Raw genomic sequence first — 26,350 nt, 5'->3', positions numbered from 1 at the left:
CATCCACACGACGGTATGAATCTCATCCCGGAGCGGAACCCTCCGGATTGCCGCGCGCCGGGCGCGCGGCAGGGGTGCGCCGGGCGCGAATGCCCAGTTGGTCAGCCCGCGACCCCGTGCCGTACGGCCCACAGGGCGGCCTGGGTGCGGTCGGCGAGGTCGAGTTTCATCAGGATGTTCGACACGTGCGTCTTGACGGTCTTCTCGGAGAGGACGAGGGCGCGGGCTATCTCCCGGTTGGAACGGCCGTCCGCGATCAGCCCGAGCACCTCGCGCTCCCGTTCGGTCAGCGATCCGGCTCTGCCCTGTCCCGCGTTCGCCTCCTCCTGGCTCAGCAGCGCGCCCGCCACCTCCGGCTGGAGCAGGATGTGCCCGGCGTGCACGGACCGGATGGCGCCGGCCAGGGCGTCGGGGTCCACGTCCTTGTACACGTACCCGGCGGCTCCCGCGCGCAGGGCCGGGACGACCGTGCGCTGCTCGGTGAAGCTGGTGACGATCAGCACGCGCGCGGGGTTGGCCAGCTCGCGGAGCCGGCGCAGCGCGTCGACCCCGTCCATGCCCGGCATCTTGACGTCCATGAGGACCACGTCGGGCCTCAGCTCCTCCGCCCTGGCGACGCCCTCGGCGCCGTCGGCGGCCTCCCCCACGACCTCGATGTCGTCCTGCACCTCCAGGAAGGTCCGCAGGCCCCGGCGGACCACCTGGTGGTCGTCGACCAGCAGCACCTTGATTGCGTCAGCCACCAGGGACCTCCATCTCGATCACGGTGCCCTTGCCGGGCGCCGACCCCACGGTGAGCGTGCCGCCGACGCCGCTCGCCCGGTCCCGCATGGAGACCAGGCCCAGATGGCGCCCCGCGCTGCGGATCGAGCGGGGCTCGAAGCCCGAGCCGTCGTCCGTGACACGCAGCACGGCGCCCGCTCCCCGTCTGGCCAGGGTGACGTCGACGCGGGCGGCTCCCGAGTGGCGCAGCGCGTTGTGCAGGGCCTCCTGGGCGACGCGCAGCAGGGCCTCCTCCTGGGCGGCGGGCAGCGCCTTGAACCCGCGGCCGGCGAAGACCACGCGCGCGGAGTGGGCGCGGTCGAGGACCTGGACCTGGGTGCGGAGCGTGGCGACCAGGCCGTCCTCGTCGAGGGCCGCGGGGCGCAGCTCGACGACGGCGGCGCGCAGCTCGTCGGCGGCCTCGGCAGCGAGCGCGGCCACCTGCTGGAGCTCGCCCTTGGCGCGGGACGGGTCGCGGTCGACGAGGGCCGCGGCGGCCTGGGCGGTGAGCCGCAGGGAGAAGAGCTTCTGGCTGACCGCGTCGTGCAGCTCGTGCGCCAGCCGGGAGCGCTCCTCGGCGATGGTGAGCTCGCGGCTGCGCTCGTACAGCCGGGCGTTGGTCAGGGCGATGGCGGCGTGCTGGGCGAGGATGGTCAGGAGCTCCTGGTCCTCCTCGGTGAAGCCGCACTCGCCGTCCGGCGGGCAGCCACCGGGGGGCCGTCGCTTGTTGGCGAGGAAGAGGGCGCCGATGACCTCGTCGCCGTCGCGGATGGGCAGGCCCAGGAAGTCGGACATGTCGGGGTGGGCGGTGGGCCAGCCCTCGAAGCGGGGGTCCTTGCGCACGTCGGCGAGGCGCTCCGGGCGGGCCTCGTGCAGCATCGCGGCGAGGATGCCGTGCTGGCGCGGGAGCGGACCGATGGCCTTCCACTGGGCGTCGCTGACGCCGTCGACCACGAACTGGGCGAAGCCGCCGTGGTCGTCGGGAACGCCCAGGGCCGCGTACCGCGCGTCGAGCAGCTCGCGGGCCGAGGCGACGATCGTCTTCAGGACGTCGCGCACCTCGAGGTGCCTGCTCATGGCCAGCAGCGCGGAACTGACCGCGTACAGACCGGACCGGGGGCCGTGACTCATGACCTCACGGTACCGGCGGGGTGTGACAGCGCGTATCCGACCTGTGGCGGCCGCCGCCTAGGACGCCGGACCTAGGGCCGCGGTCCCGGCGCGGGTCCTAGGGCGCAGGGCCGTCCTAGGTCCTGTCTGGAGTTTGATCATGAGTGCGGTGTGATGCTGCGGAGCCAGAGCAGTGCACCGCACAAGTGGAGCCCGGCCTCGTAGCTTTGTGGGGTCTTGTCGAAGCGGGTCGCTATGCCGCGCCAGTTCCGCAGGCGGTTGATGCACCGCTCCACGGTGTTGCGTTCGGTGTACAAGTTTGCGTCGTGGCTGACGGGGCGGCCACCGCGCGAGCCGCGCTTCTTGCGGTTGGCGGCCTGGTCCAGCTTCTCCGGAATCACCCCGCGTATCCCCCGTCCTCGCAGGTAGCGACGGTTGCGGCGGGACGAATACGCCTTGTCGGCGGCGACCGCGTCCGGGCGGGTCTTCGGGCGGCCGGCCGGCCCGCGCACCTTGATCAGCTCCAGGACCGGGACGAACTGCGGACTGTCGCCGGCCTGACCGGGCGTCAGCACGAACGCCAGCGGGCGGCAGCGCCGGTCAGCCGCCAGATGGATCTTGCTTGTCAGCCCGCCCCGGGAACGTCCCAGTCCGGCAGCCCTCAATCGGACGCGGTGCCGTCGGCGGATGCGGCGCCGCTCAGTCCTTCCGTCTGCGTCGGATTGCCCCTGTTGTTCCTGCGAGGTGCCCCCTTTTCGGACTCGACGGCCGCCTCCAGGGCCGCCAGTTGCTCCGCGTCAAGGATCATTCCGGCGGCATGGTGGTGGGCCCGTGATGTCGCGGAGTCCACGCTGACCAGAGTCATGTCGGTCTCGCCGCGGGCGGCTGCCTCGGCGATCACCGCCTCCATCAACTGCTGAAAGGTGCCCTGTCCCACCCAGATACGGAAGCGGTCGTAGGTGCTCTGCCAGGGCCCGAACTCGTTTGGCAGGTCACGCCAGGGGCTGCCGGTCCGGAAACGCCACATCACCGCGTTGAAGTGTTTCCGCAGGTCGGGTATGGGTCCGACCGCCGCGATCGGGAGATGGGGCTCGATCAGGGCCCACTGCTCGTCGGAGAGATCGCCTCGCGCCATGACGGACGGTCTATCAAGACCGGGCCCCGGCGCGCAGGCGATCCACCGAAGCGTGATCCGAACTCCAGACAGGACCTAGGGCGAAGGGCCCCTGATCACCCCGCCCCTCGTCCGAAGCGGCGCGGGCCGGTCCGTTCCTAGGTTGAGACGGGCCGCCGGGAGGGCGGCCGGGAACGACACGGGACGAGGGGATGTCATGCCGGTAGCCATCATCACCGGGGCTTCGAAGGGGCTTGGGCGGGCGCTCGCGGCGGCGCTGGCGGCGCGCGGCTGGGACCTGGCGGTCGACGCCAGGAACGCCGGGGCGCTCGAGGAGACGGCGGCTGAGCTCGCCGCGTACGGGACGCGGGTGGAGGCGGTGCCCGGGGACGTGACGGACGCGGGGCACCGTAAGGAGCTGGTGGCCGCCGCCCGCGGGCTCGGGGGCGTGGACCTCCTGGTGAACAACGCGAGCGCGCTGGGCGCGGAACCGCTGGTCCGGCTCGACGCGCTGGGGCTCGACGGGCTGCGCCGGGCGCTGGAGGTGAACGTGGTCGCCGCGCTGGGGCTGGTCCAGGAGGCGCTGCCCGCGCTGCGGGCCTCCGCCGCGGGAGCGGTGATCGCCGTCAGCTCGGACGCGGCCGCCGAGGCGTACGAGACCTGGGGCGGGTACGGGGCGTCGAAGGCGGCCCTGGACCACTTGTCGGCGGTGCTCGGCCAGGAGGAGCCGTGGCTGCGGGTCTGGGCGGTCGATCCGGGTGATCTCCAGACGGACCTGTACGCGGCCGCCGTGCCGGACGACGGCGATCCGCGGCCCGCGCCCGCCTCCGTGGTCCCGGCCTTCCTGCGGCTGCTCGACGAGCGCCCCGCCAGTGGCCGCTACGGCGCGCCGTCCCTGCTGGCGGAGCGGTGAGGACGCCGGCGGGCCTCCGGAAGCAGTGGGAGCTGCCGGAGGAGCTGTCCGCGCGGGTGCCTGCCGAGCAGCGCGGGCCCGGCCTGGAGCGGGACTCGGTGCGGCTGCTCCTGTCGCGGGGCACCGAGGTGTCGCACCACGTCTTCGGGGAGCTGCCCGCGCTGCTCGCGGCCGGGGATCTGCTGATCGTCAACACCTCCCCCACGCTGGCCGCCGCGGTCGACGGGAGCATCGGGCACGCGCGCGTGGTGGTGCATTTCTCCACCCGGGGCGACGACGGGCGGTGGGCCGTGGAGGTTCGGGACCCGGACGGACGGGGCACCACGCGCGCGCGTGCGGGTGCGCCCGTGGGTACAGAGGTGCGGCTGCCCGGGGACGTACGGCTCGTGCTGGAGGAGCCGCTGGCGCGGGCGAGCGCGCGGCTGTGGTGGGGGCGGCCCTCGGACCCGGACGTGACCGGGCTGCTGCGGCGGCACGGCCGGCCCATCCGTTACTCCTACACGGAGCGGGACCAGCCGCTGTCCGCGTACCAGACGGTGTTCGCGCTGCCGGCCGCCGACGGCGCGGGGAGCGCGGAGATGCCGAGCGCGGCGCGGCCCTTCACGCCGCGTCTGGTGGCGGCGCTGGTGAGCCGCGGGGTGCAGTTCTCGCCGGTCGTCCTGCACACCGGGGTGGCCTCGGCCGAGGCGCACGAGCCGCCGTACCCGGAGCGCTACGAGGTGCCGGAGACCTCGGCCCGGCTGATCAACGCGGCGCGGGCGGGCGGCGGCCGGGTCGTCGCGGTCGGTACGACGGCCGTCCGCGCCGTGGAGTCGGCCGCGGGTCCTGACGGAACGGTGCGGGCCCGGCGGGGCTGGACCGGCCTTGTCGTCACCCCGGAGCGCGGGGTCCGGGTGGTCGACGGGCTGCTGACCGGGCTGCACGAGCCGGCGGCGTCGCATCTGCTGATGCTGGAGGCGGTCGCCGGGCGGGCGGCGGTCGACCGCGGTTACGAGGAGGCGCTGCGCGCGTCGTACCTGTGGCACGAGTTCGGCGACACGCACCTCGTCCTCCGGCCCTGAGCCCCACGATCGACCACAGGACTCCGACGTCCTGGGCGCCTCTGACCAACTGGGACAAATCCCCTCACGCACTGCATTGCTCCAGCAACCTGGAGTGAGATGGGCGCCCTGCGGATGTGAGCCCGCGCATAGGGCGCACATCACGTACGAAGGGGCATAGGAGATAAACCGGACCTTATGAACGGGGCAGACGCCTATGTCTGCCCCGTTTTGCCCCTCTGTGCTCCACTACCCAGCTTCGTACGTCACACCTTTGCCACGGGTTTTTGCGGCCGCTAACAATGGCTCACGTCGCTCAGCGCCTCCGGTTCCCACCGCGGCGTTCGTGCCGGAACCACGGCGTCGTTGCCGAACCTGTCCCCTCCGGACCCGAGCGACCTCCGCGCTATTCGAAGAGGTCCACTCCGCATGCTCAAGCAGAACCACGCTCCTGGTCGTAGTCCCGCTCTGACCCGGACCCACAAGCTCTCGCTCGCCGGTGTCGCCACCCTCGGTGCCGCCGCCCTGGGCTTCACCCTGGTGCCGGCTCACTCGGGCTCGACCACCACGGCCGACACCTCCGCCTCCTCCGCGTCCTCCGTGGCGTACAACCAGGAGCAGATCAAGGACGTCAAGGCCAGCCTCACCGACCAGCTCGCCGGTGCCAGCGTCAAGGCCGACATAGCCGCCGCCAAGAAGAAGGCCGCGGACGAGGCCGCGAAGAAGAAGACCGACGCCGCCGCCGCGAAGAAGGCCGACGAGGCCGCCGCGGCGAAGAAGGCCACCGAGGCCCGTACGCAGCAGGCGTCGAGCCGCTCCGCGCAGCGCACCGAGGTCAAGACGGTCGCCGCGAAGACCTACACCAACAACCTCGACGGCTGGATCCGTGAGGCGCTCGACATCATGAAGGCCAAGGGCATCCCCGGCACCTACCAGGGGCTGCACAAGAACATCATGCGCGAGTCCTCCGGCAACCCGAAGGCCATCAACGACTGGGACATCAACTGGATCAACGGCGTCCCCTCCAAGGGCCTGCTCCAGGTGATCCCGCCGACGTTCAAGGCGTACCACGTCGCCGGTACCTCGAACGACATCTACGACCCGGTCGCCAACATCACGGCCGCCGCTAACTACGCGGCCGACAAGTACGGCTCGATCGACAACGTCAACAGCGCCTACTGAGCTCGCATGCCTGGCGCGGACCTCTGAGGGTCTCAGCGCGTTGACGCCGAAGGGCGGCACCCCCACCGGGGTGCCGCCCTCGTCGTGTACAGGGAAGCCGAAGGCGTCCGTTACTTGCGCATGACCTCGGGCTCGTGGCGGCGCAGGAAGCGCGACACGAAGAAGCCGCAGATGACGCCGAGGGCGATCAGGGCGGCCATGTCGATGCCCCAGGCCGCGGCCTCGTGGTCCCACAGCGGGTCGGTGCTGGTGGGGTCGTCGGTGTTCGGGCTGATCTTGTTGAAGTCCAGCGTCGTACCGGCGGCGGCGACGGCCCAGCGCGACGGCATCAGGTATGAGAACTCGTTGACGCCGACCGTGCCGTGCAGGATGAAGAGGCAGCCGGTGAAGACGACCTGGATGATCGCGAACATCACCAGCAGCGGCATGGTCTTCTCGGCGGTCTTCACCAGCGACGAGATGATCAGGCCGAACATCATCGAGGTGAAGCCGAGCGCCATGATCGGCAGCGAGAGCTCGAACAGCACCGCGTTGCCGAGGATCAGGCCCTTCTCGGGGATCTCGCGGCTGGAGAAGCCGATCACACCGACCAGCAGGCCCTGGAGCACGGTGATGGTGCCGAGCACGATCACCTTCGACATCAGATACGCCGAGCGCGACAGGCCGGTGGCGCGCTCCCGCTCGTAGATCACCCGTTCCTTGATCAGCTCGCGGACGGAGTTGGCGGCGCCCGCGAAGCAGGCGCCGACCGCGAGGATCAGCAGCACCGTGGTGGCCGTGCCGTTCGGCGTGGAGAAGCCGGTCTTCGGGTTCACCGGGTTGACCAGCAGGCCCTTGTCCGGGTCGATCAGCAGGCTGACCGCGCCGAGCACCGCCGGCAGGATCACCGTCAGCGCGAGGAAGCCCTTGTCGGAGACGATCACCGACACATAGCGGCGCACGAGCGTCGCCAGCTGTGACATCCAGCCCTGCGGCTTGGGCGGCTTCATCGCCTGCGGCGACGGCATGTGCACCGACTGCGGGGCGACGGCGTCGATGTCCGCGGCGTACATCTGGTAGTGCTGCGAGCCCTTCCAGCGGCCCGCCCAGTCGTAGTCGCGGTAGTTCTCGAAGGCGGAGAAGACGTCGGCCCAGGTGTCGTAGCCGAAGAAGTTCAGCGCCTCCTCCGGCGGGCCGAAGTAGGCCACCGAACCGCCGGGCGCCATGACCAGCAGCTTGTCGCAGATCGCCAGCTCGGCCACGGAGTGCGTGACCACCAGGACCGTACGGCCGTCGTCGGCGAGGCCGCGCAGCAGCTGCATCACGTCGCGGTCCATGCCCGGGTCCAGGCCGGAGGTCGGCTCGTCCAGGAAGATCAGCGACGGCTTGGTCAGCAGCTCCAGGGCGACCGAGACGCGCTTGCGCTGGCCGCCGGAGAGCGAGGTGACCTTCTTGTCCTTGTGGATGTCGAGCTTCAGCTCGCGCAGCACCTCGTCGATCCGCGCGTCGCGCTCCTGCCCCGTGGTGTCCGCGGGGAAGCGCAGCTTGGCCGCGTACTTGAGGGCCTTCTTGACGGTCAGCTCCTTGTGCAGGATGTCGTCCTGCGGGACCAGACCGATGCGCTGGCGCAGCTCGGCGAACTGCTTGTACAGGTTCCGGTTGTCGTAGAGGACGTCGCCCTGGTTGGCGGGCCGGTAGCCGGTGAGCGCCTTGAGCAGGGTCGACTTGCCGGAACCCGAGGGGCCGATGACCGCGATGAGCGACTTCTCCGGTACGCCGAAGGAGACGTCCTTGAGGATCTGCTTGCCGCCGTCGACCGTCACCGTCAGATGGCGGGCGGAGAAGGAGACCTCACCGGTGTCGACGAACTCCTCGAGGCGGTCGCCGACCAAACGGAACGTCGAGTGGCCGACGCCGACGATGTCGTTCGGGCCGAGCAGCGCCGAACCGCCCTTGGCGATCGGCATACCGTTGACGAACGTGCCGTTGTGCGAGCCGAGGTCACGGATCTCGAACCGGCCGTCGGGCGTCGCGTGGAACTCGGCGTGGTGCCGCGAGACCTGAAGGTCCGAGACGACCAGCTCGTTCTCCAGCGCACGGCCGATGCGCATCACGCGGCCGAGGGAGAACTGGTGGAACGTGGTCGGGCTGCGGTCTCCGTAGACCGGCGGCGCCCCCGCGCCTCCACCGGGTCCGCCCTGCTGCCCGGGCACCTGCGCGACCGGCTGCTGCTGCGGCTGCTGGGCCTGCTGCCAGCTCTGCTGCGGTGCCTGCTGCTGTGGCGCCTGCTGTTGCGGCGCCTGCTGGGACCAGCCCGCGCCCTGCGCCGCGTACGGCTGCTGCTGGGGCTGGGCCTGCTGCGGCGCGGCGACGGACGCGGCGGCGCCGGACAGGTTCAGCCGCGGTCCGTCGGTCGCGTTGCCCAGATGGACGGCCGAGCCGGGGCCGATCTCCATGTGATGGACCCGCTGCCCCTGTACGAACGTGCCGTTGGTGCTGCCGTGGTCCTCGATGACCCAACTCCGGCCGCCCCAGCTGATCGTGGCGTGACGCCAGGACACCCTGGCGTCGTCGAGCACGATGTCCCCCTGCGGATCACGTCCGAGGGTGTATGGCCTGGCCGCATCGAGCGTCCAGGTCCGTCCATTCAATTCCAGTACGAGTTCCGGCACTCCATGCCCCACTGAGTTGTCCCCCGAGTTACCCCCATCACAGGGAGTCTAGGGATGTCGAACATCGTGGGGAACTATTTCAGTAGGAGCCCCCTGACCGAAAGTCGGGCCCCGTGAAGAGTGCGCACGGACGCGTTGCCCGATTCCGTTGACGGGGTTGATACCGGATCGGAGAGTGGTAATCCCACGCGATGGGGACATCCGCGGTGGATCGCCGCGACGCGGACCGGGGGGCTGACGATGAGCTACGTAACCGCGGAACACGGCAGGAAGGTGCCCTGGGGGGACGTACTCCTGTCCGGGATCGCCGCCGTGAGCTGGGCTTTGATCGGCATGGCGGGCACGGCGGCGCTCGGCCTGCATCTGCTGGAGGCCGATGCGGCGGGCTCGCTCGGGCCGATGACCGCGGCGGTTGTGGCGCTTGGGGCGGGCGGTTCGGTGACGCCGTCCGGGGACGTCTCCGCCTTCGGCTTGAAAGGGGCGGAGGCGACGACCGCCATACAGATCACGCCACTCGGTGTGGGGCTGGTGGGGGCACTCCTCCTGTCCTTCTTCTTCCTGCGTTCCCTGCGCGGGGCGGGAGTTGTGATCGCACCGGTGGAACTGCTGGCGCGGGCGGGCACGGTGATCGTCCTGTTCGTCGCGATGCTCGGCGGACTCGCCTGGGCCGGGCACGACGTCATCACCATCGACGGCGCGAAGCTAGGGCTCGACAAGATGCCGGGCGCCGGCGGCCTCGACGACATCAAGGACAAACTGCCCGGCGGGCTCGGTGACATCAGCGGTCTGCTGCCGGACCGCCTCGGCGACCTGATGGACGCCAAGGCCGCGGTCGGGTTCACCGTCGACACCGTGCCCACCCTGCTCGGCGGCGCGGCCTGGGCCGCCGCCGTCCTGGTCATCGCGCTGCTGGCGTCCCGCCGTACGCCGCTGCCGCGCGGCTGGCACGCCGTGCACCGGGTGGTCAGGCCGGCCGCGTCCGCGCTGGTGACCGTCTTACTGGTGGCCGTCGTGGCGGGCCTCGCCGCGGCGGCCTACGCGGCGATCGGCGACGACCACCCCAGGCGGATCGCCGGTGCGGCGCTGCTCGGCGCGCCCAACGGGGTCTGGATGGGCATCCCGATCGGCCTCTTCGTGCCCTGGGACGGCGAGGCGGCCGGCGAGATGACCAGGGTGCTGCCCGACCCCCTCGACGACCTGCTGCGCACCGAGTCCGGCGAACCGGTCACCCTTGGCCGCCTGGCCGAACTCGACGGCAGGGTATGGCTGTTGGCGGTGGCGGCGGCATTGCTGATGCTGCTGGCGGGGGTGCTTACGGCGGGGCGTACGCCGGTGGGAGGTACGTCGGTGGGGGGTACGTCGGTGGGGGTGGGGCGTACGTCGGCGGAGGCGGGCGCGGGTCGCGCGGGCGGCGCGGGTGTTACTAGGGGGGCGGGGGTGCCGGGTGCGGGGGCGCCGGGTGCGGCGGGTTGGCCGGGAGCGGCGGGGCTCGGTGGTGCGGGTGGCTCGGGTGCCGTTGGGGAGGCGGGAGTGCGGGGTACGGGTTCGGGGGGATCGCCGGGGGCGGGAGTGCGGAGTACGGGTTCGGGGGGATCGCCGGGGGCGGGAGTGCGGAGTACGGGTTCGGGGGGATCGCCGGGGGCGGCGGGACCGTCAGGTGTGGCGGGGGCGCGGGGATCGGGTGTTCTCCGGTTCGCGGGGCGTTGTGCGTTGCCGTTGGGGATCGGCACCGCCCTCACTCTGCCGCTGCTCGTCTGGCTGACCGACGTGTCGATGAACGCCTCCCTGTCCGTCCTCGGCTTCGACGCCTTCGGGGCCGGTATGAACCTGCACGGCCACCTGGGCATGGCGCTGCTGCTCGGCGCCCTGTGGGGCGCGGGTGCGGGGGCGGCGGGCGCGCTGCTGGCTTACGCGACCGGGGCGGCCGGCAGTCGTGCGGCGCCGCTGGCACTGGGTGACGTGGGCGTTACGGCGCCGGGGGGCGGGGGCCGTCCGGCACCGTCTCCGGCGTCGACGGCGGCGGCTTCGGCTTCGGCTTCGGCTTCGGGGGCGACGTCGTTGCCCGCGTCGGGGTCAGGGTCAGGGGCGGCGTCGGGGTCGGCGTCAGGGTCGGCGTCGGAGCCAGTCGGTGCGCCGGGGCCGTACCATCCCGCCCCGCCGTTCCGCCCGGCGAATCCCGACACCAACCCGTATCTGCGGGTACCGGACGGTCTGCTGCGGCCTGACGAGCCTGGCTACCGCGACCGGACTGACTGGGCTGACCGGACGGACCGGACTGACTGGGCTGACCGGACCGGCCGGACCGGCCGGCTCGGCCAACCCGGCTGGTCGGATCGGCCCGACCAACCCGACCGGCCTGGCTGGCCCGAGCGGTCCGACCGGCCCGAGCGATCCGACCAACCCCGCTGGTCCGACCGGTCCGGCTGGCCTGGCCCGGGGCGGCAGCCCGAGGACGCCCGGCCGGGAGAGGACGTCGGGACGGGTGAGGGCGTCGGGACGGGCGAGGGCGTCGGGACGGGCGAGGGCGTCGGGACGGGCGAGGGCGTCGGGCAGAGGGGGCACGGGCGGGACGACGACTCCGGGCGCCGGGCCGGGTCTGGGTCTGGGTCTGGGGCCGGACCTGCGACGGGGACCGGGGCACGACCCGGGACCGGTGCCGGAGCTGGGCCCGGTGCCGGAGCTGGGCCCGGAGCCGGAGCTGGGCCCGGACCCGGAACGGGCCCCGGACCCGGACCCGAGCCCGGGGCCGGGGTCGGGGCCGGGCCCGGACCCCGATCCGGGACCGGCACCCCCGACGACGTGTCCGGGGCGCCCACCGTGATCGGGCCCGTCACGCCGCCCCCGCGGTCGCCCGCGCGCCGGCGCCGGTCCGGGCGGCCCGACGTGCCGCCGCCCCCGCCCCCGCCGCCGCCTCCGCCACCGCCGCCGCCTCCGGAGGAGCGGCCGCCTCCTCCTCCACCGCCTCCGCCGGAGGGCCGACCGGGCCAGGACTGAGCCGCGCACGTACGAAAGGGCCCCGTTGTTCAGGCGGACCTGGCTTCCGGCCGGAAATCGGCGATCGGTACGTGCCCGGTGAGCAGGTGCCGGACGCTCCGGGACCGTCCGGCGGGGCGGTCCCGGCAGCCGCCGCCCGCGTCGGCGGTCCAGCTGAGCGTTACCTGTGCGCCATGCATTGTTCCCTGTCCGCCAGGCGGACCTCAGGGGCGAAAGGCACTGCGTGCCGGATACGGTGGGACCACCATGAGCGCTTCGCAGACCTCTGACGTCCCGACCCTTCTGGTCAAGATCTTCGGCAAGGACCGGCCCGGCATCACGGCCGGCTTGTTCGACACCCTCGCCGCCTGGTCCGTCGACGTCGTCGACATCGAGCAGGTCGTCACCCGTGGCCGGATCGTGCTGTGCGCGCTCGTGACCGAGCCGCCCGCCGGGCTGGAGGGCGATCTGCGGGCCACCGTCCACAGCTGGGCGGAGTCCATGAAGATGCAGGCGGAGATCATCTCCGGGATCGGCGACAACCGGCCGCGCGGCCTCGGGCGCTCGCTCGTCACGGTCCTCGGGCATCCGCTGACGGCGGAGTCCACGGCCGCGATCGCCGCCCGGATCACCGGCACCGGCGGCAACATCGACCGTATCTTCCGGCTCGCGAAGTACCCGGTGACGGCGGTCGAGTTCGCCGTGTCCGGTACGGAGACCGAGGCGCTGCGCACCGCCCTGGCCACCGAGGCCGCGGCGCTCGGCGTCGATGTCGCGGTGGTCGCCGCGGGACTGCACCGCCGGGCCCAGCGCCTGGTGGTCATGGACGTGGACTCGACCCTGATCCAGGACGAGGTGATCGAGCTCTTCGCGGCGCACGCCGGCTGCGAGAAGGAGGTCGCCGAGGTGACCGAGGCCGCGATGCGCGGTGAGCTCGACTTCGAGCAGTCGCTGCACGCGCGCGTGGCGCTGCTGAAGGGGCTGGACGCCTCGGTGGTGGACAAGGTGCGCAGCGAGGTACGGCTGACGCCCGGGGCGCGCACCCTGATCCGTACGCTGAAGCGGCTCGGCTTCCAAGTGGGCGTGGTCTCCGGCGGGTTCACCCAGGTCACGGACGATCTGCGGGAGCGTCTCGGGCTGGACTTCGCGCAGGCCAACACCCTGGAGATCGTCGACGGGCGGCTGACGGGCAAGGTCACCGGGGAGATCGTGGACCGGGCGGGCAAGGCGCGGCTGCTGCGCAGGTTCGCCGCCGAGGCCGGGGTGCCGCTGGCGCAGACCGTGGCGATCGGCGACGGCGCCAATGACCTGGACATGCTCAACGCAGCCGGTCTCGGGGTCGCGTTCAACGCCAAGCCGGTCGTCCGGGAGGCCGCCCACACCGCGGTGAACTTCCCGTTCCTCGACACGGTCCTGTATCTGCTGGGCGTCACCCGCGAAGAGGTCGAGGCCGCGGACACCCAGGACGACGTGCACTGAGCCGGCCGCGGCGCGTGGCGTACGTGAGGACGGGGCCCGGCACCGTGATGGTGCCGGGCCCCGTCCTCACGTACGAGGGGACGTCCTCACGTCCGAGGGGAGCGAGTCACTGGGACCGGGTCACTGGGACCGGGTCACTGGGACCGGGTCACTGGGACTGGGGCACTGGGACTGGGGCACTGGGACTGGGGCACTGGGACTGGGGCACTGGCACCGGGTCACTCCGTGGGCGCCCAGTAGTCGACCAGTGTGGCCGCTCCCGGCTCCAGGGTCTTCCACGAGCCGGTGAAGGAGAGCACCGCGAAGGACGCGGCCGGGAACCCGCGGCTGTTCATCCGGGTCCGGGCGTCGCCCTCGGCCTTGCCCGCGAGGATCTCGGCGAGGCCGTGCACCCCCGGATTGTGGCCGATGAGGACGACGTGGTCGTGCGCGTCGTCCTCGGTCTCGTTCAGTACGGCGATCAGCTCGCCGGGCGAGGCCTCGTACAGCCGCTCCTCGTACACCGTCTTCGGGCGGTGCGGCAGCTCCTGGACGGCGAGCTTCCAGGTTTCGCGGGTCCGGGTCGCGGTGGAGCAGAGAGCCAGGTCGAAGGGGGTGCCGGTGTCGGCCAGCTTGCGTCCCGCGACCACGGCGTCCTTGCGGCCCCGGTCGGCGAGCGGCCGCTCGTGGTCGGACACCGGCGGCCAGTCGGCTTTCGCATGCCGGAAAAGGACAATCCTGCGGGGTTCTGCGACGCTCATGCGTCCCAGCTTCGCACGAAACACTGCACGGGGCGCAGGGAGTTGAGGCGCCCTCGTGGCACTGACGGCCATTGCCGCGGACGGGTCGGTGGCCGCGCGCCGGGCCGCGCGCCGCAGGCGCCGTGGCCGGGGACCTCAGGCGCCATGACCGGGAACCGCGACCGCGCCGGAAGCGCCACGACCGGTACTCCCCCGGCACTCGTCCGGCACTCCCCCCGGACTCGTCCGGCACTCGTCCGGCACTCCCCCGGCACTCGCCCGGCCGGACCCTTCCGTCGGGCCTAGCCGAGGACCGTCTGCTGGATGCGCTCGATGACATGGGCTATCGCGGAGTCGCCGGCCGCCGACTGCGCGTCGGCGGGGTGCACCACCAGTGTCAGGAGCACGGCGAAGGCCAGGGCCGGGAGCAGCAGGGCCCACCAGGGCAACCGGATGTCGACGCCGCCCGTGGTCGCCGGGTGGGGCGGGGTGTGCGTGGGGGCCGGCATGACGCCTCCGTGGTCTCCTAGTGCTCCGCGGACCGCGGTCCCGCGGTCACATCTCGAACCTACGGAACCGGGCGCCCGAGGCCCATCCGGTGATCCACCCACTTGACCCTGACACTCACCCCCTAGGGGGCCGGGGGTTAACCCCACCGGCAGGGGCGCCGTCACCCCACCCAGGCGCAAGCGGACCAGTGGGCGGGATCAGGGCGCGGCACAAGGCCGGGACGACGTCAGGCCGGGATCAGGGCGAGGCGATCGATGCGATGATGCCGATGATCACGGTGATGGCCAGCATCGCGCCGAGCACGAGCAGCAGCTTCTTCTGGCCGTTCTGGGGGTTCGGGTCGAGCACAGGCATGCACTCAGTCTCCCACCCTTTTCCCGCGCCCTCACGCGTGGGGTCGGTGCGGGGCGTCGTCCTCGACGGTGCGGTCGCGGCCCGCCAGGACCCCGGCGAAGATCTGGGGGATCATCAGCGCGGCCATGAGCGCGATCGGCACGCCCCAGCCGCCGCTGTGCTGGTAGAGCACACCGACCAGGAGCGGTCCCGGGATCGAGATCAGATAACCGGTGCTCTGGGCGAAGGCCGACAGCTTGGCGACGCCCGCGCCGGTCCTGGCGCGCATGCCGACCATGGCGAGCGCGAGCGGGAAGGCGCAGTTGGAGATGCCGAGCAGCAGGGCCCACGCCCAGGCGCCGCCGGAGGGCGCGAAGTACAGGCCCGCGTAACCGGCGAGGCCGCAGATCCCGAGGACCACCACGATCGGCCCCTGGTGCGGCAGCCGGGTGGCGAGGCGGGGGATGACGAAGCCGAGCGGCACGCCCATCACCATGGTCACGGCGAGCAGCAGCCCCGCCGTACCGGCCGAGACACCGGCGTCCCGGAAGATCTGCGCCATCCAGCCCATGGTGATGTAGGCGGCGGTGGCCTGGAGCCCGAAGAAGACGGCGAGCGCCCAGGCGGTACGGCTGCGGGTGATGCGCAGCCCGTCGTCCTCCTGCCCCCGGGAGACGGCCCCCAAGGACGCGGTGACCGAGGAGGGGGTGCCCGAGGAAACGGTGACCGAGGAGACGGCCCCCGCAGACACGGCCCCCGGGGACGCCGCATCCGACGACACGGCCCCCGGAGAGCCGGGCCGGTCGCCGGCCGCGCCGGCCGCGCCCGCCCCGCCGCTCCCCCGCCCGTCCCCCGTGTCCCGCCCCCGCAGCAGCGGCAGCCACGGCAGTACGGCCACCGCCGCGAGGGCCGCCCAGACGGCGAGCCCCGACTGCCAGTCGCCGAGGGCGTCGGTGACGGGCACGGTGATCGCGGCGGCCAGGGAGGTGCCGAGCGCGAGGGCCATCGAGTACAGGCCCGTCATCGAGCCGACCCGGTCGGGGAACCAGCGCTTGACGATGACCGGCATCAGAACGTTGCTGACGGCGATGCCCATGAGCGCCAGCGCGCTGGCGGCCAGGAACGCCGCCGTGCTCCCGGCGTACGGCCGGACGACCAGGCCCGCCGTGATGGCGGCCATGCCGCCGCAGACGACGGCCCCGGGTCCGAAACGGCGGGCGAGCCGCGGCGCCATCACCCCGAAGACGGCGAAGCAGAGCGGCGGCACCGAGGTCAGGAGCCCCGCCACGCTGCCGCTCATGCCGAGCCCGTCGCGCACCTCTTCGAGGAGGGCGCCGAGGCTGGTGATGGCGGGCCGCAGGTTGAGGGCCGTGAACACGATGCCGACCGTCACCAGACGCACCGCCCACGCGCGCGGGGCGGGCGGTTCGGGCCGTTCCTTCGCCGACGCGGGCTCCGTGGTCGCCGCGGCGCCGGGTATCGGTGGGGAGGTCATCGTCCGGGTCTCCTCGCTTGCCATGACCGCCATCATAGAATCATGGGATGATTGGCTGTCCAGTCGTCCCGTCCGCTGCGTTAACCTCCAGCCACCGGCCCCTCAGGGAAGGCCCGTACGAAGGACCGTCATGCCGCTGAGTCATCCCCGACGTTCGGCACTGGCCGAGCAGGTCATCGCCGAGCTGCGCACCCAGATCACCTCGGGCGAGTGGCCCGTGGGCTCGCGCATCCCCACCGAGCCGGAGCTGGTGGAGCAGCTGGGCGTCGCCCGCAACACCGTGCGCGAGGCGGTCCGCGCGCTCGCGCACAACGGGCTGCTCGACATCCGACAAGGTTCGGGCACCTACGTCGCCGCGACCAGTGAGCTCGCGGGCGTGATGCACCGCAGGTTCGCGGACGCCGACCCCCGGCACATCGCCGAACTGCGGTCCACGCTGGAGTCCAGCGCCGCGCGGCTGGCCGCCGAGCGGCGCACCGAGCGCGATCTGAAGCAGCTGGACGCCGCTCTCGTGCGCCGGGAGCAGGCGTGGCGGTCGGGCGACACGGAGGCGTTCGTGACGGCCGACGCGAGCTTCCACCTCGCCGTGGTCGCCGCCTCCCACAACGACGTCATGGCCAAGATGTACGCGGACCTGGGCGAGGTGCTGCGGGACTGGCTGCGCGAGGACGTCGGCGACGCGCTCACGCCGGAGACGTACATGGACCACGCCCGGCTGGTGGACGCCATCCGCGCCGGTGACGCGGCCTCCGCCGCGGCGGAGGCGGCGGACTACCCGTTCCTGTGCCGCCCCGGCCGGCTCACGCCCGCCTCCGGCGCCTGACCGGACCGAGCGCCCCCCCCTGCGGCCTACCTCCGGTGGCTGACCCAGGCCGAGCCGACCTCCGCCCAGCACCGGCCCGTCAGCCGTACCGTCTCGGCGGGACCGGCCTTCTCGGGGGCGCCGTCGCTGTCGAGGTCCCACCAGCGCGCGCACTCGATGTGCAGGCTGACCCGGTCGGTCTCCGGATACGGGTTGTGGCAGTCGGAGGTGACGTGCGAACGCCGTACGACGGTGTGGCAGAAGGCTCCGAAGGGCCTGTCGTGGTCCACGCGCGCGTGGGGGCCGTACTCCGCCGACCGGTGCCCCTGGTGCGAGGCCGCGTCGTCGGGGAGTGCGGCGAGGAGCGCGAGCGCGGCCAGTACCGGAGCGAAGCGGTGGGACAGGCGCACAGAGAGACCTCCTCGGGGCGTCCTCGGGAGGAACTCGACTCGGGGGGCGTACTCCATCAGGGTGCGCCGCCGCGGACTGTCCTCGCCCGCTCCATGGGCCGAACGGGTGACGCCCCGCTTCCCGCACGAGGCGGGGAACGGGGCGTCCCAAGGGTGCGTCCGGGCCGGTCAGGCGCCGATCGCGTGCAGACCGCCGTCGACGTGGACGATCTCGCCGGTGGTCTTCGGGAACCAGTCGCTCAGCAGGGCGACGATGCCGCGGCCGGCCGGCTCGGGGTCCTCGAGAGCCCACTCCAGCGGGGCACGGCTGTCCCAGACCGAGGCCAGCTCGCTGAAGCCCGGGATGGACTTGGCGGCCATCGAGCCGATGGGACCGGCGGAGACCAGGTTGCAGCGGATGTTCTGCTTGCCCAGGTCGCGCGCCATGTAGCGGCTGGTGGCCTCCAGGGCGGCCTTCGCCGGGCCCATCCAGTCGTACTGCGGCCAGGCGAACTGCGCGTCGAAGGTGAGGCCGACGACCGAGCCGCCGTTCTGCATCAGCGGCAGGCAGGCCATGGTCAGCGACTTCAGGGAGTACGCCGAGACGTGCATGGCGGTGGCGACCGACTCGAACGGGGTGTTGAGGAAATTGCCGCCGAGCGCGTCCTGCGGCGCGAAGCCGATGGAGTGCACGACGCCGTCCAGGCCGCCCAGCTCCTCGCCGACGACGTCCGCGAGCCGCCCGAGGTGCTCGTCGTTGGTGACGTCGAGCTCGATGACCTTGGTGGGCTTGGGCAGCTTCTTGGCGATGCGCTCGGTCAGCGTGGGCCGCGGGAACGCGGTCAGGATGATCTCCGCGCCCTGCTCCTGGGCCAGCTTCGCGGTGTGGAAGGCGATGGAGGCCTCCGTCAGCACACCGGTGATCAGGACGCGCTTGCCCTCGAGAATTCCGCTCATGGTGATCAGTGACCCATTCCCAGTCCGCCGTCAACGGGGATGACGGCTCCAGTGATGTACGAGGCGTCGTCCGAGGCGAGGAACCGCACCGTCGCGGCGATCTCCTCCGGCTGCGCGTAACGGCCCAGCGGCACCTGCTTGACGATGCCCGCGCGCTGCTCGTCGGTGAGCACCTGGGTCATGTCGGTGTCGACGAAGCCCGGCGAGACGACGTTGAAGGTGATGTTCCGCGAGCCCAGCTCACGGGCGAGCGAACGCGCGAAGCCGACCAGGCCCGCCTTGGAGGCGGCGTAGTTCGCCTGGCCCGCGGAGCCGAGCAGTCCGACCACCGAGGAGATCAGGACGACCCGGCCCTTCTTGGCGCGCAGCATGCCGCGGTTGGCGCGCTTGACGACCCGGAAGGTGCCCGTGAGGTTGGTGTCCAGGACGGAGGTGAAGTCGTCCTCGGACATCCGCATCAGGAGCTGGTCCTTGGTGACGCCCGCGTTGGCGATGAGCACCTCGACCGGGCCGTGCTCGGCCTCGATCTCCTTGTAGGCCTGCTCCACCTGCTCGGTGTCGGTGATGTCGCACTTGACGGCGAGGCACCCCAGATCCAAGAGGGCGGCCGGCGGCTCACCGGAACGGTAGGTGATGGCGACCTTGTCGCCGGCATCGGCGAACGCGCGGGCGATGGCGAGGCCGATGCCCCGGTTGCCTCCGGTGACGAGAACCGAGCGGCTCAACGGATCACCCTTTCGTTGGCGGATGTGGAACACATGGACGCCGTGTGCGCCGGAGCACGGCCCCGGGCCTCGTACGGCTTCCTCGAAAAACCTATCGGTCCCGCCGAGCTCCCGGAGAATCGGGCACCGACAGTGGCACGGGGGACACACTGTCGGGTCCCTACAGATTGCGCGCACCGGGATGCCGGGCCCGCACGCGAGAAACGATGCCCGGCCCGCCCGCGAAAGGTGTGGTCCGCGGACCCGCCCGCACGACATGATCGGGCCGACAGGCCACGACAGCAGGGAGACCTCCGTGCCTCATTCCATCGACGAAGCGTTCACGGCGCTGCCACTGCGCCCGCTGGCCGATGCCGCGCTCGCCCGCGCCCGGGCCCTCGGTGCCGAGCACGCGGACTTCCGGTTCGAGCGGGTACGGGAAGCGTCCTGGCGGCTGCGGGACGCCAGGCCCGCCGGGTCCTCGGACACGACCGACCTGGGGTACGCGGTGCGGGTGGTGCACGGCGGGACGTGGGGGTTCGCGTCGGGCGTGGACCTGACGATGGACGCCGCGGCGCGGGTCGCGTCGCAGGCCGTGGCGATGGCGAAGCTGTCCGCCCAGGTGATCAAGGCGGCGGGGAGCGATGAGCGGGTCGAGCTGGCGGACGAGCCGGTGCACGCCGAGAAGACCTGGGTCTCCGCGTACGAGATCGATCCGTTCTCGGTGCCGGGCGAGGAGAAGGCCGGGCTGCTGGCGGACTGGAGCGCGCGGCTGCTGGCCGCGGACGGCGTCAGCCATGTCGACGCCTCGCTGATGACCGTGCACGAGAACAAGTTCTACGCGGACACCGCCGGGACCGTGACCACCCAGCAGCGCGTCCGGCTGCACCCGCAGCTCACCGCCGTCGCCGTCGACGAGTCCAGCGGCGAGTTCGACTCCATGCGCACCCTCGCGCCGCCGGTCGGCCGCGGCTGGGAGTACCTGGCCGGCACCGGCTGGGACTGGGAGTCGGAGCTGGAGCGGATTCCTGAGCTGCTGGCCGAGAAGATGCGTGCGCCGAGCGTCGAGGCGGGCCTGTACGACCTGGTCGTCGACCCGTCCAACCTGTGGCTGACCATCCACGAGTCGATCGGGCACGCCACCGAACTGGACCGCGCGCTCGGCTACGAGGCCGCGTACGCGGGCACCTCCTTCGCCACCTTCGACCAGCTCGGCACGTTGCGGTACGGCTCGGAGCTGATGAACGTCACCGGCGACCGGACCGCCGAGCACGGCCTCGCGACCATCGGCTACGACGACGAGGGCGTGGCGGGCCAGTCCTGGGACCTGGTCAAGGACGGGAAACTGGTCGGCTACCAGCTCGACCGGCGGATCGCCCGCCTCACCGGCTTCGAGCGGTCCAACGGCTGCGCCTACGCCGACTCCCCCGGCCATGTCCCCGTACAGCGCATGGCGAACGTCTCCCTCCAGCCGGATCCGGCCGGGCTGTCCACCGAGGACCTGATCGGCAGCGTCGACCGCGGGATCTACGTCGTCGGCGACCGCTCGTGGTCCATCGACATGCAGCGCTACAACTTCCAGTTCACCGGGCAGCGCTTCTTCCGCATCGAGAACGGGCGGATCACCGGACAGCTCCGGGACGTCGCGTACCAGGCGACGACCACCGACTTCTGGGGCTCCATGGCCGCGGTGGGCGGCCCGGGGACGTACGTCCTGGGCGGCGCCTTCAACTGCGGCAAGGCCCAGCCGGGCCAGATCGCGGCGGTCTCGCACGGCTGCCCGTCCGCCCTCTTCCGGGGCGTGAACATCCTCAACACCACGCAGGAGGCTGGGCGATGACCTCGCATACGAACGGGACGACCTCGCGTACGAACGGTACGAACCGTACGGACAAGCCGCACGAGATCGTCGAGCGGGCGCTCGCGCTGTCCCGGGCCGACGGCTGCGCGGTGATCGCCGACGAGCACTCGACCGCCAATCTGCGCTGGGCGGGCAACGCGCTGACCACGAACGGGGTCACCCGCGGGCGCACGCTGACCGTCGTCGCCACCGTCGACGGACAGCGGGGCACGGCGTCCGGGGTGGTCTCCCGGTCGGCCGTGACGGCGGACGAGCTGGAGCCGCTGGTGCGGGCCGCGGAGGCGGCGGCGCGCGGGGCGGGTCCCGCCGAGGACGCCCAGCCGCTGGTCACGGACGTACCCGAGTCCCCGGACTTCACGGACGCGCCCGCCGAGACCTCCTCCGCGGTGTTCACCGACTTCGCGCCGGCGCTCGGCGAGTCCTTCGCCCGCGCGCGTGCGGGCGGGCGGGAGCTGTACGGCTTCGCCAACCACGAGTACGTCTCCAGCTACCTCGGCACGTCGACGGGGCTGCGGCTGCGGCACGACCAGCCCAGCGGGACGCTGGAGCTCAACGCCAAGTCCCCGGACCGTACGCGGTCGGCGTGGGCGGGCCGGTCGACGCGCGACTTCAAGGACGTCGATCCGGCGGTGCTGGACGCCGAGCTGTCGACCCGCCTGGACTGGGCGCGGCGGCGCGTCGAGCTGCCCGCGGGACGCTACGAGACGCTGCTGCCGCCGACCGCCGTGGCGGACCTGCTGATCTGCCTGATCTGGCAGGGCTCGGCCCGGGACGCGGCCGAGGGCCGGACGGTGTTCAGCAGGCCGGGCGGCGGCACCCGGGTCGGCGACCGGCTCAGCGAGCTGCCGCTGACGCTGCGCAGCGACCCGCACGAGCCGGGCCTGGAGTGCGCTCCGTTCGTCCTGGCCCATTCGTCGGGCGACGACATCTCGGTGTTCGACAACGGGCTGCCGCTGCGGGCCACCGACTGGATCGCCGGCGGCGAGCTGCGGCATCTGACGACCACCCGGCACAGCGCCGCCCTCACCGGTCTGCCGGTGACGCCGTCCATCGGCAACCTCGTCCTGGACGGCGGCGCGGACCGGTCCCTGGACGAGATGGTCGCGAACACCGCGCGCGGGCTGCTGCTGACCTCGCTGTGGTACATCCGCGAGGTCGACCCGGCGACGCTGCTGCTGACCGGGCTGACCCGCGACGGGGTGTACCTGGTGGAGAACGGCGAGGTGGTGGGCGAGGTGAACAACTTCCGGTTCAACGAGTCGCCGGTCGACCTGCTGGGGCGGACGGCGGAGGCCGGGCGCACGGAGAAGACGCTGCCGCGCGAGTGGAGCGACTACTTCACCAGGGCCGCGGCGCCCGCGCTGCGGGTGCCCGACTTCAACATGAGCTCTGTCAGCCGGGGCGTATAACCTCGTAGCTGATTCCCGGGGCCTTCGCGGGCCCCGACGTCCCTGAGACCACCGAGGAGACACGAGCACCGTGACGGACATCGTCGACGAGCTGAAGTGGCGGGGGCTGATCGCCCTCTCCACGGACGAGGACGCATTGCGCAAGGCGTTCGCGGACGGTCCCGTCACGTTCTATTGCGGCTTCGACCCGACCGCGCCCAGCCTGCACCTCGGCAACCTCGTGCAGATCCTGACGATGCGCCGGATCCAGCAGGCGGGCAACCGCCCGCTGGGCCTGGTCGGCGGTGCCACGGGCCTGATCGGCGACCCGAAGCCGAACTCGGAGCGGACGCTGAACGCTCCGGAGGTCGTGGCCCAGTGGGTGGAGCGGCTGCGCGCGCAGATCGCGCCGCTGCTCGACTTCGAGGGCCCGCACGCGGCGGTCATGGTGAACAATCTGGACTGGACCCAGGGCATGTCCGCCATCGAGTTCCTGCGGGACATCGGCAAGCACTTCCGGGTGAACAAGATGATCGCCAAGGAGGCCGTCTCCCGCCGGCTCAACTCGGACGCGGGCATCAGCTACACCGAGTTCAGCTACCAGATCCTCCAGGGCATGGACTACCTGGAGCTCTACCGCAGGTACGGCTGCACGCTCCAGACCGGCGGCAGCGACCAGTGGGGCAACCTCACGTCGGGCACCGACCTGATCCACCGGGTCGAGCCGGACGCCGTGGTGCACGCGCTGGGCACCCCGCTGATCACCAAGGCGGACGGCACCAAGTTCGGCAAGACGGAGTCCGGCACGGTCTGGCTCGACCCCGGGATGACCTCGCCGTACGCGTTCTACCAGTTCTGGCTGAACGCTGACGACCGGGACGTGTCCAAGTTCCTGCGGATCTTCAGCTTCAGGTCGCGTCAGGAGATCGAGGATCTTGAGCGGCAGACCGAGGAGCGTCCGCAGGCGCGTGCCGCGCAGCGGGCGCTGGCCGAGGAGCTGACGACGCTGGTGCACGGCGCGGACCAGACGGCCGCCGTGACCGCCGCGTCGAAGGCACTGTTCGGGCAGGGCGAGCTCGCCGAGCTGGACGAGGCCACGCTGCGGGCGGCCCTGACCGAGGTGCCGCACATCCAGGTCGCCGAGCTGGGCCCGGTGGTCGACCTCTTCGCCGAGGTCGGTCTGGTCGCCAGCAAGTCCGCCGCGCGCCGCACGGTCAAGGAGGGCGGCGCGTACGTGAACAACGTGAAGGTCACCGCCGAGGACGCGGTGCCCGCCGCGGACGAGCTGCTGGGCGGCCGCTGGCTGGTGCTGCGCCGGGGCAAGCGGAACCTGGCGGCGGTCGAGGTCACGGGCGCCTGATACGTACGGCGCCGGCGCACCCGTGTCATCGGTGCACCGGCGTGAAGCGGGCATGAGAAGGGGCGGTCCCACCACGGGACCGCCCCTGTCTCGTCCGTCCGCCGTCCGTCCGGCGACCGCGCCGCCGCCGTACGGATCGGGCGCCGTACGGATCAGGCTCTGCGCCGGTTGCCCCGCATCGCCATGTAGAGCATGTCGCCGAAGAACACGATGACGACCGCGGCCACGAGCTGGAGGACGTGCCGGCCCCAGTCGATGCCGGGCGTCGCGTCGATCCCGACCGCACGGGCGATCGCGTTGCCGACGATGCCGCCGATGATGCCGAAGATCGTGGTCAGCCAGAGGGGGCTGTGCTGCTTGCCGGGAATGATCGCCTTGGCCAGCAGTCCCAGCACGAATCCCACGATGATGGCCCACAACCAGCCCATGGCTGCCTCCTAGTACGCCGCTGTGCGAGCAGTACCGCCAGTGTGGAGCTGTCCGCCGTACGGCGCATGTCGGGCAGGGCCGTACGTGGGACGGCGCAGCCGGTCACCCCGGGCCGGGAGGTGCCCCGGTCTCGTAGGCGGCGCAGCCGCGGCGTAACCTGGTGGCAGTTCGGGCCCGAATGTCTGACCTGCGGTGCGCGGGTGGGGGCCGGGGAGAGTCCGATACGGGCGGGTGGTGGAACGTGATGCGGAAGCAGAGCAGCGGCCAGGTCTTCCGGATCACCGGAGCCCGGCAGGGACTCGACGCCGACGTCCGCGGCAGGCAGCGCCGGTACGTCATCTCCATGGGGGTGCGCACCGTCTCGGTGATCCTCGCCGCCACGCTCTGGAACGTGGAACGGCACGTCGCGCTCGTCGCCCTCGTCCTCGGTGCGCTGCTGCCCTATGTCGCCGTGGTGATCGCCAACGCGGGCCGGGAGAACGCCCCGTCGCTTCCGTCCACATTCGTCACCGCCCCGGCGCGCCCCATGATCGCCCCGCCGCGGGCCGACGCCTTCGCGGAACGCGGTGCGGAATCCGGGCCGGAGGACGTGCGCGACGGTTCGGCGACCGGCCCCCGCGGTGAGTCGCGCGACCGGAGCTGACCACGGCGGATCCGCCGGATCCGGAAGCCGGCCGCGTACCAAGCTCAGTAAAAGCTCAGATCAATCATGTTGTTCCGGTGCCGGGCACCGGGTCCCCCGTGACATACTTCGTACGCGCTCCGCATCCCCCGTCGGAGCGACGGACCGACGCCGGGCAGCTCCCCCCGTGGCTGCTCGGCGTCGCCTTGTGCGGGGCCCGCGACGAGCCGCCGACGCCCCGACTCCGGGTGCGATCGCCTCGGTTAGGGTCGGGGACGTGATTCCGACTGACCCCGGCTCAGGTCCGGCCTCTCCCATCTGTTCCGCCAAGGGCTGCCGTGCCGACGCCGTGTGGGTGCTCGCCTGGAACAACCCCAAGCTGCACACGCCGGAGCGCCGCAAGACCTGGCTGGCCTGCGAGGAGCACCGCGAGCACCTGTCCCAGTTCCTCGGCGTGCGCGGGTTCCTCAAGGACGTCGTGCCGCTGGCGGAGTGGGAGGACGCCGGGTCCTGACCGGGCGCGCGTGCCCCCTCAGCCGCCGATCGACGACATCGGGCGGGACGGCTGGAGGAACGAGGGGTCGTCCAGGCCCGAGCCCGCCTTCTTGCCCCACATCGCGAGCCGCCAGATCCGGGCGATCTCCTCGTCCGGGGCGCCCGAGCGCAGCGCGGCCCGCAGGTCCGTCTCCTCGCGGGCGAAGAGACAGGTGCGGACCTGGCCGTCGGCCGTCAGGCGGGTGCGGTCGCAGGCCGCGCAGAACGGGCGGGTGACGGAGGCGATGACGCCGACGCGGTGCGGGCCGCCGTCGACCAGCCAGCGCTCGGCCGGGGCGGAGCCGCGCTGCCGCGCGCCCTCCTCGGTGAGCTCGAAGCGGGCGCGCAGCGAGGCGAGGATGTCACCGGCGGTGACCATGCCCTCGCGCTTCCAGCCGTGCTGGGCGTCCAGCGGCATCTGCTCGATGAAGCGCAGCTCGTAGCCGTGGTCGACGGCCCAGGCGAGCAGGTCGGGGGCCTCGTCCTCGTTCAGTCCCGGCATCAGTACGGCGTTGACCTTGACCGGGGTCAGGCCCGCGTCCTGGGCGGCGCGCAGGCCCTCGATGACGTCCTTGTGGCGGTCACGGCGGGTGAGCTTCTTGAAGACGTCGGGGCGCAGGGTGTCAAGCGAGACGTTCACCCGGTCCAGGCCCGCGGCCTTCAGGGCGGCCGCGGTGCGCCTGAGGCCGATGCCGTTGGTCGTCAGGGACATCTGAGGACGCGGCTCCAGGGCCGCGACCCGCTCGACGATGCCGACGAGGCCGGGGCGGAGCAGCGGCTCGCCGCCGGTGAAGCGGACCTCGGTGATGCCGAGGTCGCGGACGGCCGTGCCGATGAGCCGGACGATCTCGTCGTCCGTGAGCAGGTCCGGCTTGGCCAGCCATTGCAGGCCTTCCTCGGGCATGCAGTACGTACAGCGCAGGTTGCAGCGGTCGGTCAGCGAGACGCGCAGGTCGGTGGCGACTCGGCCATAGGTGTCGATGAGCACGCGGGCCCCCTCCCTCGGTCCGGATCACAACGGTC

At 72.1% G+C, this 26,350-nt stretch carries 23 protein-coding genes and 1 pseudogene; 11 read left to right on the top strand and 13 right to left on the bottom strand.

Going from position 1 to position 26,350, the window contains the following annotated elements; all coding sequences use genetic code 11:
• Window positions 1-101 precede the first annotated feature (101 nt).
• The 3 genes and pseudogenes from ACFV6E_RS16730 to ACFV6E_RS16720 all read right to left on the bottom strand — a co-directional run bounded on the left by ACFV6E_RS16730 (window position 102) and on the right by ACFV6E_RS16720 (window position 3,007).
• Window positions 102-743, bottom strand: a complete 642-nt coding sequence (locus ACFV6E_RS16730) for a response regulator (RefSeq protein WP_385169280.1) — start codon at window positions 741-743, stop codon at window positions 102-104.
• Entirely contained in the window at window positions 736-1,893 is a 1,158-nt protein-coding gene (locus ACFV6E_RS16725) for a GAF domain-containing sensor histidine kinase (RefSeq protein ID WP_385462253.1), read from the bottom strand. The genes ACFV6E_RS16730 and ACFV6E_RS16725 overlap by 8 nt, the downstream gene beginning before the upstream one ends.
• 137 nt (window positions 1,894-2,030) lie before the next feature.
• Window positions 2,031-3,007 (bottom strand): annotated as a pseudogene (locus tag ACFV6E_RS16720) (IS5 family transposase).
• A gap of 196 nt (window positions 3,008-3,203) precedes the next feature.
• On the opposite strand from ACFV6E_RS16720, the gene ACFV6E_RS16715 reads away from it, so the two are divergent.
• From ACFV6E_RS16715 to ACFV6E_RS16705, 3 genes are all read left to right on the top strand, one after another.
• Window positions 3,204-3,899: an SDR family NAD(P)-dependent oxidoreductase gene (locus ACFV6E_RS16715; protein ID WP_385462251.1), complete on the top strand. Its 696-nt coding sequence runs from the start codon at window positions 3,204-3,206 to the stop codon at window positions 3,897-3,899.
• Window positions 3,896-4,960, top strand: coding sequence for an S-adenosylmethionine:tRNA ribosyltransferase-isomerase (locus ACFV6E_RS16710; RefSeq protein ID WP_385169272.1), 1,065 nt, complete (start codon window positions 3,896-3,898; stop codon window positions 4,958-4,960). The genes ACFV6E_RS16715 and ACFV6E_RS16710 overlap by 4 nt, the downstream gene beginning before the upstream one ends.
• Window positions 4,961-5,368: 408 nt before the next feature.
• The gene (locus ACFV6E_RS16705; protein ID WP_385169269.1) at window positions 5,369-6,121 is read left to right on the top strand and encodes a transglycosylase SLT domain-containing protein; all 753 of its coding nucleotides are present in this window, start codon (window positions 5,369-5,371) and stop codon (window positions 6,119-6,121) included.
• Window positions 6,122-6,231: 110 nt separating this feature from the next.
• On the opposite strand, the gene ACFV6E_RS16700 is transcribed toward ACFV6E_RS16705, so the two are convergent.
• Window positions 6,232-8,772, bottom strand: a complete 2,541-nt coding sequence (locus ACFV6E_RS16700; RefSeq protein WP_385462249.1) for an FHA domain-containing protein — start codon at window positions 8,770-8,772, stop codon at window positions 6,232-6,234.
• Between the two features lie 240 nt (window positions 8,773-9,012).
• Between ACFV6E_RS16700 and ACFV6E_RS16695 the strand changes: the two genes are divergently transcribed.
• Window positions 9,013-11,766, top strand: coding sequence for a streptophobe family protein (locus ACFV6E_RS16695; protein WP_385462246.1), 2,754 nt, complete (start codon window positions 9,013-9,015; stop codon window positions 11,764-11,766).
• A 246-nt stretch (window positions 11,767-12,012) separates the two neighbouring features.
• Window positions 12,013-13,224, top strand: coding sequence for a phosphoserine phosphatase SerB (serB, locus tag ACFV6E_RS16690; RefSeq protein ID WP_385169266.1), 1,212 nt, complete (start codon window positions 12,013-12,015; stop codon window positions 13,222-13,224).
• 218 nt (window positions 13,225-13,442) lie between these two features.
• Here serB and ACFV6E_RS16685 read toward each other — a convergent pair whose 3' ends face one another.
• From ACFV6E_RS16685 to ACFV6E_RS16670, 4 genes are all read right to left on the bottom strand, one after another.
• Window positions 13,443-13,964: a SixA phosphatase family protein gene (locus ACFV6E_RS16685; protein ID WP_385167686.1), complete on the bottom strand. Its 522-nt coding sequence runs from the start codon at window positions 13,962-13,964 to the stop codon at window positions 13,443-13,445.
• A 281-nt stretch (window positions 13,965-14,245) separates the two neighbouring features.
• Complete coding sequence (locus ACFV6E_RS16680) at window positions 14,246-14,452, bottom strand: hypothetical protein (RefSeq protein WP_385167688.1); 207 nt, start codon at window positions 14,450-14,452, stop codon at window positions 14,246-14,248.
• A gap of 238 nt (window positions 14,453-14,690) precedes the next feature.
• Window positions 14,691-14,807, bottom strand: coding sequence for an SGM_5486 family transporter-associated protein (locus ACFV6E_RS16675; RefSeq protein ID WP_263974370.1), 117 nt, complete (start codon window positions 14,805-14,807; stop codon window positions 14,691-14,693).
• A 31-nt stretch (window positions 14,808-14,838) separates the two neighbouring features.
• Window positions 14,839-16,305: an MFS transporter gene (locus tag ACFV6E_RS16670; RefSeq protein WP_385462243.1), complete on the bottom strand. Its 1,467-nt coding sequence runs from the start codon at window positions 16,303-16,305 to the stop codon at window positions 14,839-14,841.
• Window positions 16,306-16,411: 106 nt separating this feature from the next.
• On the opposite strand from ACFV6E_RS16670, the gene ACFV6E_RS16665 reads away from it, so the two are divergent.
• Window positions 16,412-17,104 carry a FadR/GntR family transcriptional regulator gene (locus ACFV6E_RS16665; protein ID WP_385167691.1) on the top strand — a complete coding sequence of 231 codons (693 nt, stop codon included), beginning with the start codon at window positions 16,412-16,414 and terminating at the stop codon, window positions 17,102-17,104.
• A gap of 26 nt (window positions 17,105-17,130) precedes the next feature.
• Here ACFV6E_RS16665 and ACFV6E_RS16660 read toward each other — a convergent pair whose 3' ends face one another.
• The 3 genes from ACFV6E_RS16660 to fabG all read right to left on the bottom strand — a co-directional run bounded on the left by ACFV6E_RS16660 (window position 17,131) and on the right by fabG (window position 19,154).
• The gene (locus ACFV6E_RS16660) at window positions 17,131-17,493 is read right to left on the bottom strand and encodes a hypothetical protein (protein ID WP_385167692.1); all 363 of its coding nucleotides are present in this window, start codon (window positions 17,491-17,493) and stop codon (window positions 17,131-17,133) included.
• A gap of 168 nt (window positions 17,494-17,661) precedes the next feature.
• On the bottom strand, window positions 17,662-18,429 hold the full coding sequence (gene fabI / locus ACFV6E_RS16655; protein ID WP_385167694.1) for an enoyl-ACP reductase FabI: 768 nt from the start codon (window positions 18,427-18,429) through the stop codon (window positions 17,662-17,664).
• 5 nt (window positions 18,430-18,434) lie between these two features.
• The gene (gene fabG, locus ACFV6E_RS16650; RefSeq protein WP_385167696.1) at window positions 18,435-19,154 is read right to left on the bottom strand and encodes a 3-oxoacyl-[acyl-carrier-protein] reductase; all 720 of its coding nucleotides are present in this window, start codon (window positions 19,152-19,154) and stop codon (window positions 18,435-18,437) included.
• 295 nt (window positions 19,155-19,449) lie between these two features.
• Here fabG and ACFV6E_RS16645 point away from each other — a divergent pair, with 295 nt between their 5' ends.
• The 3 genes from ACFV6E_RS16645 (at window position 19,450) to tyrS (ending at window position 23,742) form a co-directional block, all read left to right on the top strand.
• Window positions 19,450-20,973, top strand: coding sequence for a TldD/PmbA family protein (locus ACFV6E_RS16645; RefSeq protein ID WP_385462240.1), 1,524 nt, complete (start codon window positions 19,450-19,452; stop codon window positions 20,971-20,973).
• Window positions 20,970-22,403 (top strand): metallopeptidase TldD-related protein, encoded by a 1,434-nt coding sequence (locus ACFV6E_RS16640; RefSeq protein WP_385462237.1) that lies wholly within the window; start codon window positions 20,970-20,972, stop codon window positions 22,401-22,403. Before ACFV6E_RS16645 ends, ACFV6E_RS16640 begins: the two co-directional genes overlap by 4 nt.
• Window positions 22,404-22,473: 70 nt before the next feature.
• Window positions 22,474-23,742, top strand: coding sequence for a tyrosine--tRNA ligase (tyrS, locus tag ACFV6E_RS16635; protein WP_385167702.1), 1,269 nt, complete (start codon window positions 22,474-22,476; stop codon window positions 23,740-23,742).
• 152 nt (window positions 23,743-23,894) lie between these two features.
• Here the strand turns inward: tyrS and ACFV6E_RS16630 are convergent, their stop codons facing one another.
• Window positions 23,895-24,170 carry a GlsB/YeaQ/YmgE family stress response membrane protein gene (locus ACFV6E_RS16630; RefSeq protein ID WP_385167704.1) on the bottom strand — a complete coding sequence of 92 codons (276 nt, stop codon included), beginning with the start codon at window positions 24,168-24,170 and terminating at the stop codon, window positions 23,895-23,897.
• A 245-nt stretch (window positions 24,171-24,415) separates the two neighbouring features.
• Here ACFV6E_RS16630 and ACFV6E_RS16625 point away from each other — a divergent pair, with 245 nt between their 5' ends.
• Together ACFV6E_RS16625 and ACFV6E_RS16620 are read left to right on the top strand one after the other, a co-directional pair.
• Window positions 24,416-24,814: a DUF3099 domain-containing protein gene (locus ACFV6E_RS16625; protein ID WP_385167706.1), complete on the top strand. Its 399-nt coding sequence runs from the start codon at window positions 24,416-24,418 to the stop codon at window positions 24,812-24,814.
• 256 nt (window positions 24,815-25,070) lie between these two features.
• Window positions 25,071-25,307, top strand: coding sequence for a hypothetical protein (locus ACFV6E_RS16620; protein ID WP_385462234.1), 237 nt, complete (start codon window positions 25,071-25,073; stop codon window positions 25,305-25,307).
• 18 nt (window positions 25,308-25,325) lie between these two features.
• Here the strand turns inward: ACFV6E_RS16620 and moaA are convergent, their stop codons facing one another.
• Complete coding sequence (gene moaA / locus ACFV6E_RS16615) at window positions 25,326-26,315, bottom strand: GTP 3',8-cyclase MoaA (RefSeq protein WP_385167709.1); 990 nt, start codon at window positions 26,313-26,315, stop codon at window positions 25,326-25,328.
• Between the last annotated feature and the right edge of the window lie 35 nt (window positions 26,316-26,350).

The organism is Streptomyces sp. NPDC059785 (assembly GCF_042732375.1).
Lineage (GTDB): Bacteria > Actinomycetota > Actinomycetes > Streptomycetales > Streptomycetaceae > Streptomyces.
This window is presented reverse-complemented; position numbering and strand designations above follow the sequence as displayed.

What these genes read in the sequence shown, in the direction of transcription:
- ACFV6E_RS16725 (WP_385462253.1), bottom strand. Translation starts at nt 1,893, where the DNA reads ATGAGTCACGGCCCCCGGTCCGGTCTGTACGCGGTCAGTTCCGCGCTG.
- ACFV6E_RS16715 (WP_385462251.1), top strand. Translation starts at nt 3,204, where the DNA reads ATGCCGGTAGCCATCATCACCGGGGCTTCGAAGGGGCTTGGGCGGGCG.
- ACFV6E_RS16705 (WP_385169269.1), top strand. Translation starts at nt 5,369, where the DNA reads ATGCTCAAGCAGAACCACGCTCCTGGTCGTAGTCCCGCTCTGACCCGG.
- ACFV6E_RS16695 (WP_385462246.1), top strand. Translation starts at nt 9,013, where the DNA reads ATGAGCTACGTAACCGCGGAACACGGCAGGAAGGTGCCCTGGGGGGAC.
- serB (WP_385169266.1), top strand. Translation starts at nt 12,013, where the DNA reads ATGAGCGCTTCGCAGACCTCTGACGTCCCGACCCTTCTGGTCAAGATC.
- ACFV6E_RS16685 (WP_385167686.1), bottom strand. Translation starts at nt 13,964, where the DNA reads ATGAGCGTCGCAGAACCCCGCAGGATTGTCCTTTTCCGGCATGCGAAA.
- ACFV6E_RS16680 (WP_385167688.1), bottom strand. Translation starts at nt 14,452, where the DNA reads ATGCCGGCCCCCACGCACACCCCGCCCCACCCGGCGACCACGGGCGGC.
- ACFV6E_RS16675 (WP_263974370.1), bottom strand. Translation starts at nt 14,807, where the DNA reads ATGCCTGTGCTCGACCCGAACCCCCAGAACGGCCAGAAGAAGCTGCTG.
- ACFV6E_RS16670 (WP_385462243.1), bottom strand. Translation starts at nt 16,305, where the DNA reads ATGGCAAGCGAGGAGACCCGGACGATGACCTCCCCACCGATACCCGGC.
- ACFV6E_RS16665 (WP_385167691.1), top strand. Translation starts at nt 16,412, where the DNA reads ATGCCGCTGAGTCATCCCCGACGTTCGGCACTGGCCGAGCAGGTCATC.
- fabI (WP_385167694.1), bottom strand. Translation starts at nt 18,429, where the DNA reads ATGAGCGGAATTCTCGAGGGCAAGCGCGTCCTGATCACCGGTGTGCTG.
- ACFV6E_RS16640 (WP_385462237.1), top strand. Translation starts at nt 20,970, where the DNA reads ATGACCTCGCATACGAACGGGACGACCTCGCGTACGAACGGTACGAAC.
- ACFV6E_RS16630 (WP_385167704.1), bottom strand. Translation starts at nt 24,170, where the DNA reads ATGGGCTGGTTGTGGGCCATCATCGTGGGATTCGTGCTGGGACTGCTG.
- ACFV6E_RS16625 (WP_385167706.1), top strand. Translation starts at nt 24,416, where the DNA reads ATGCGGAAGCAGAGCAGCGGCCAGGTCTTCCGGATCACCGGAGCCCGG.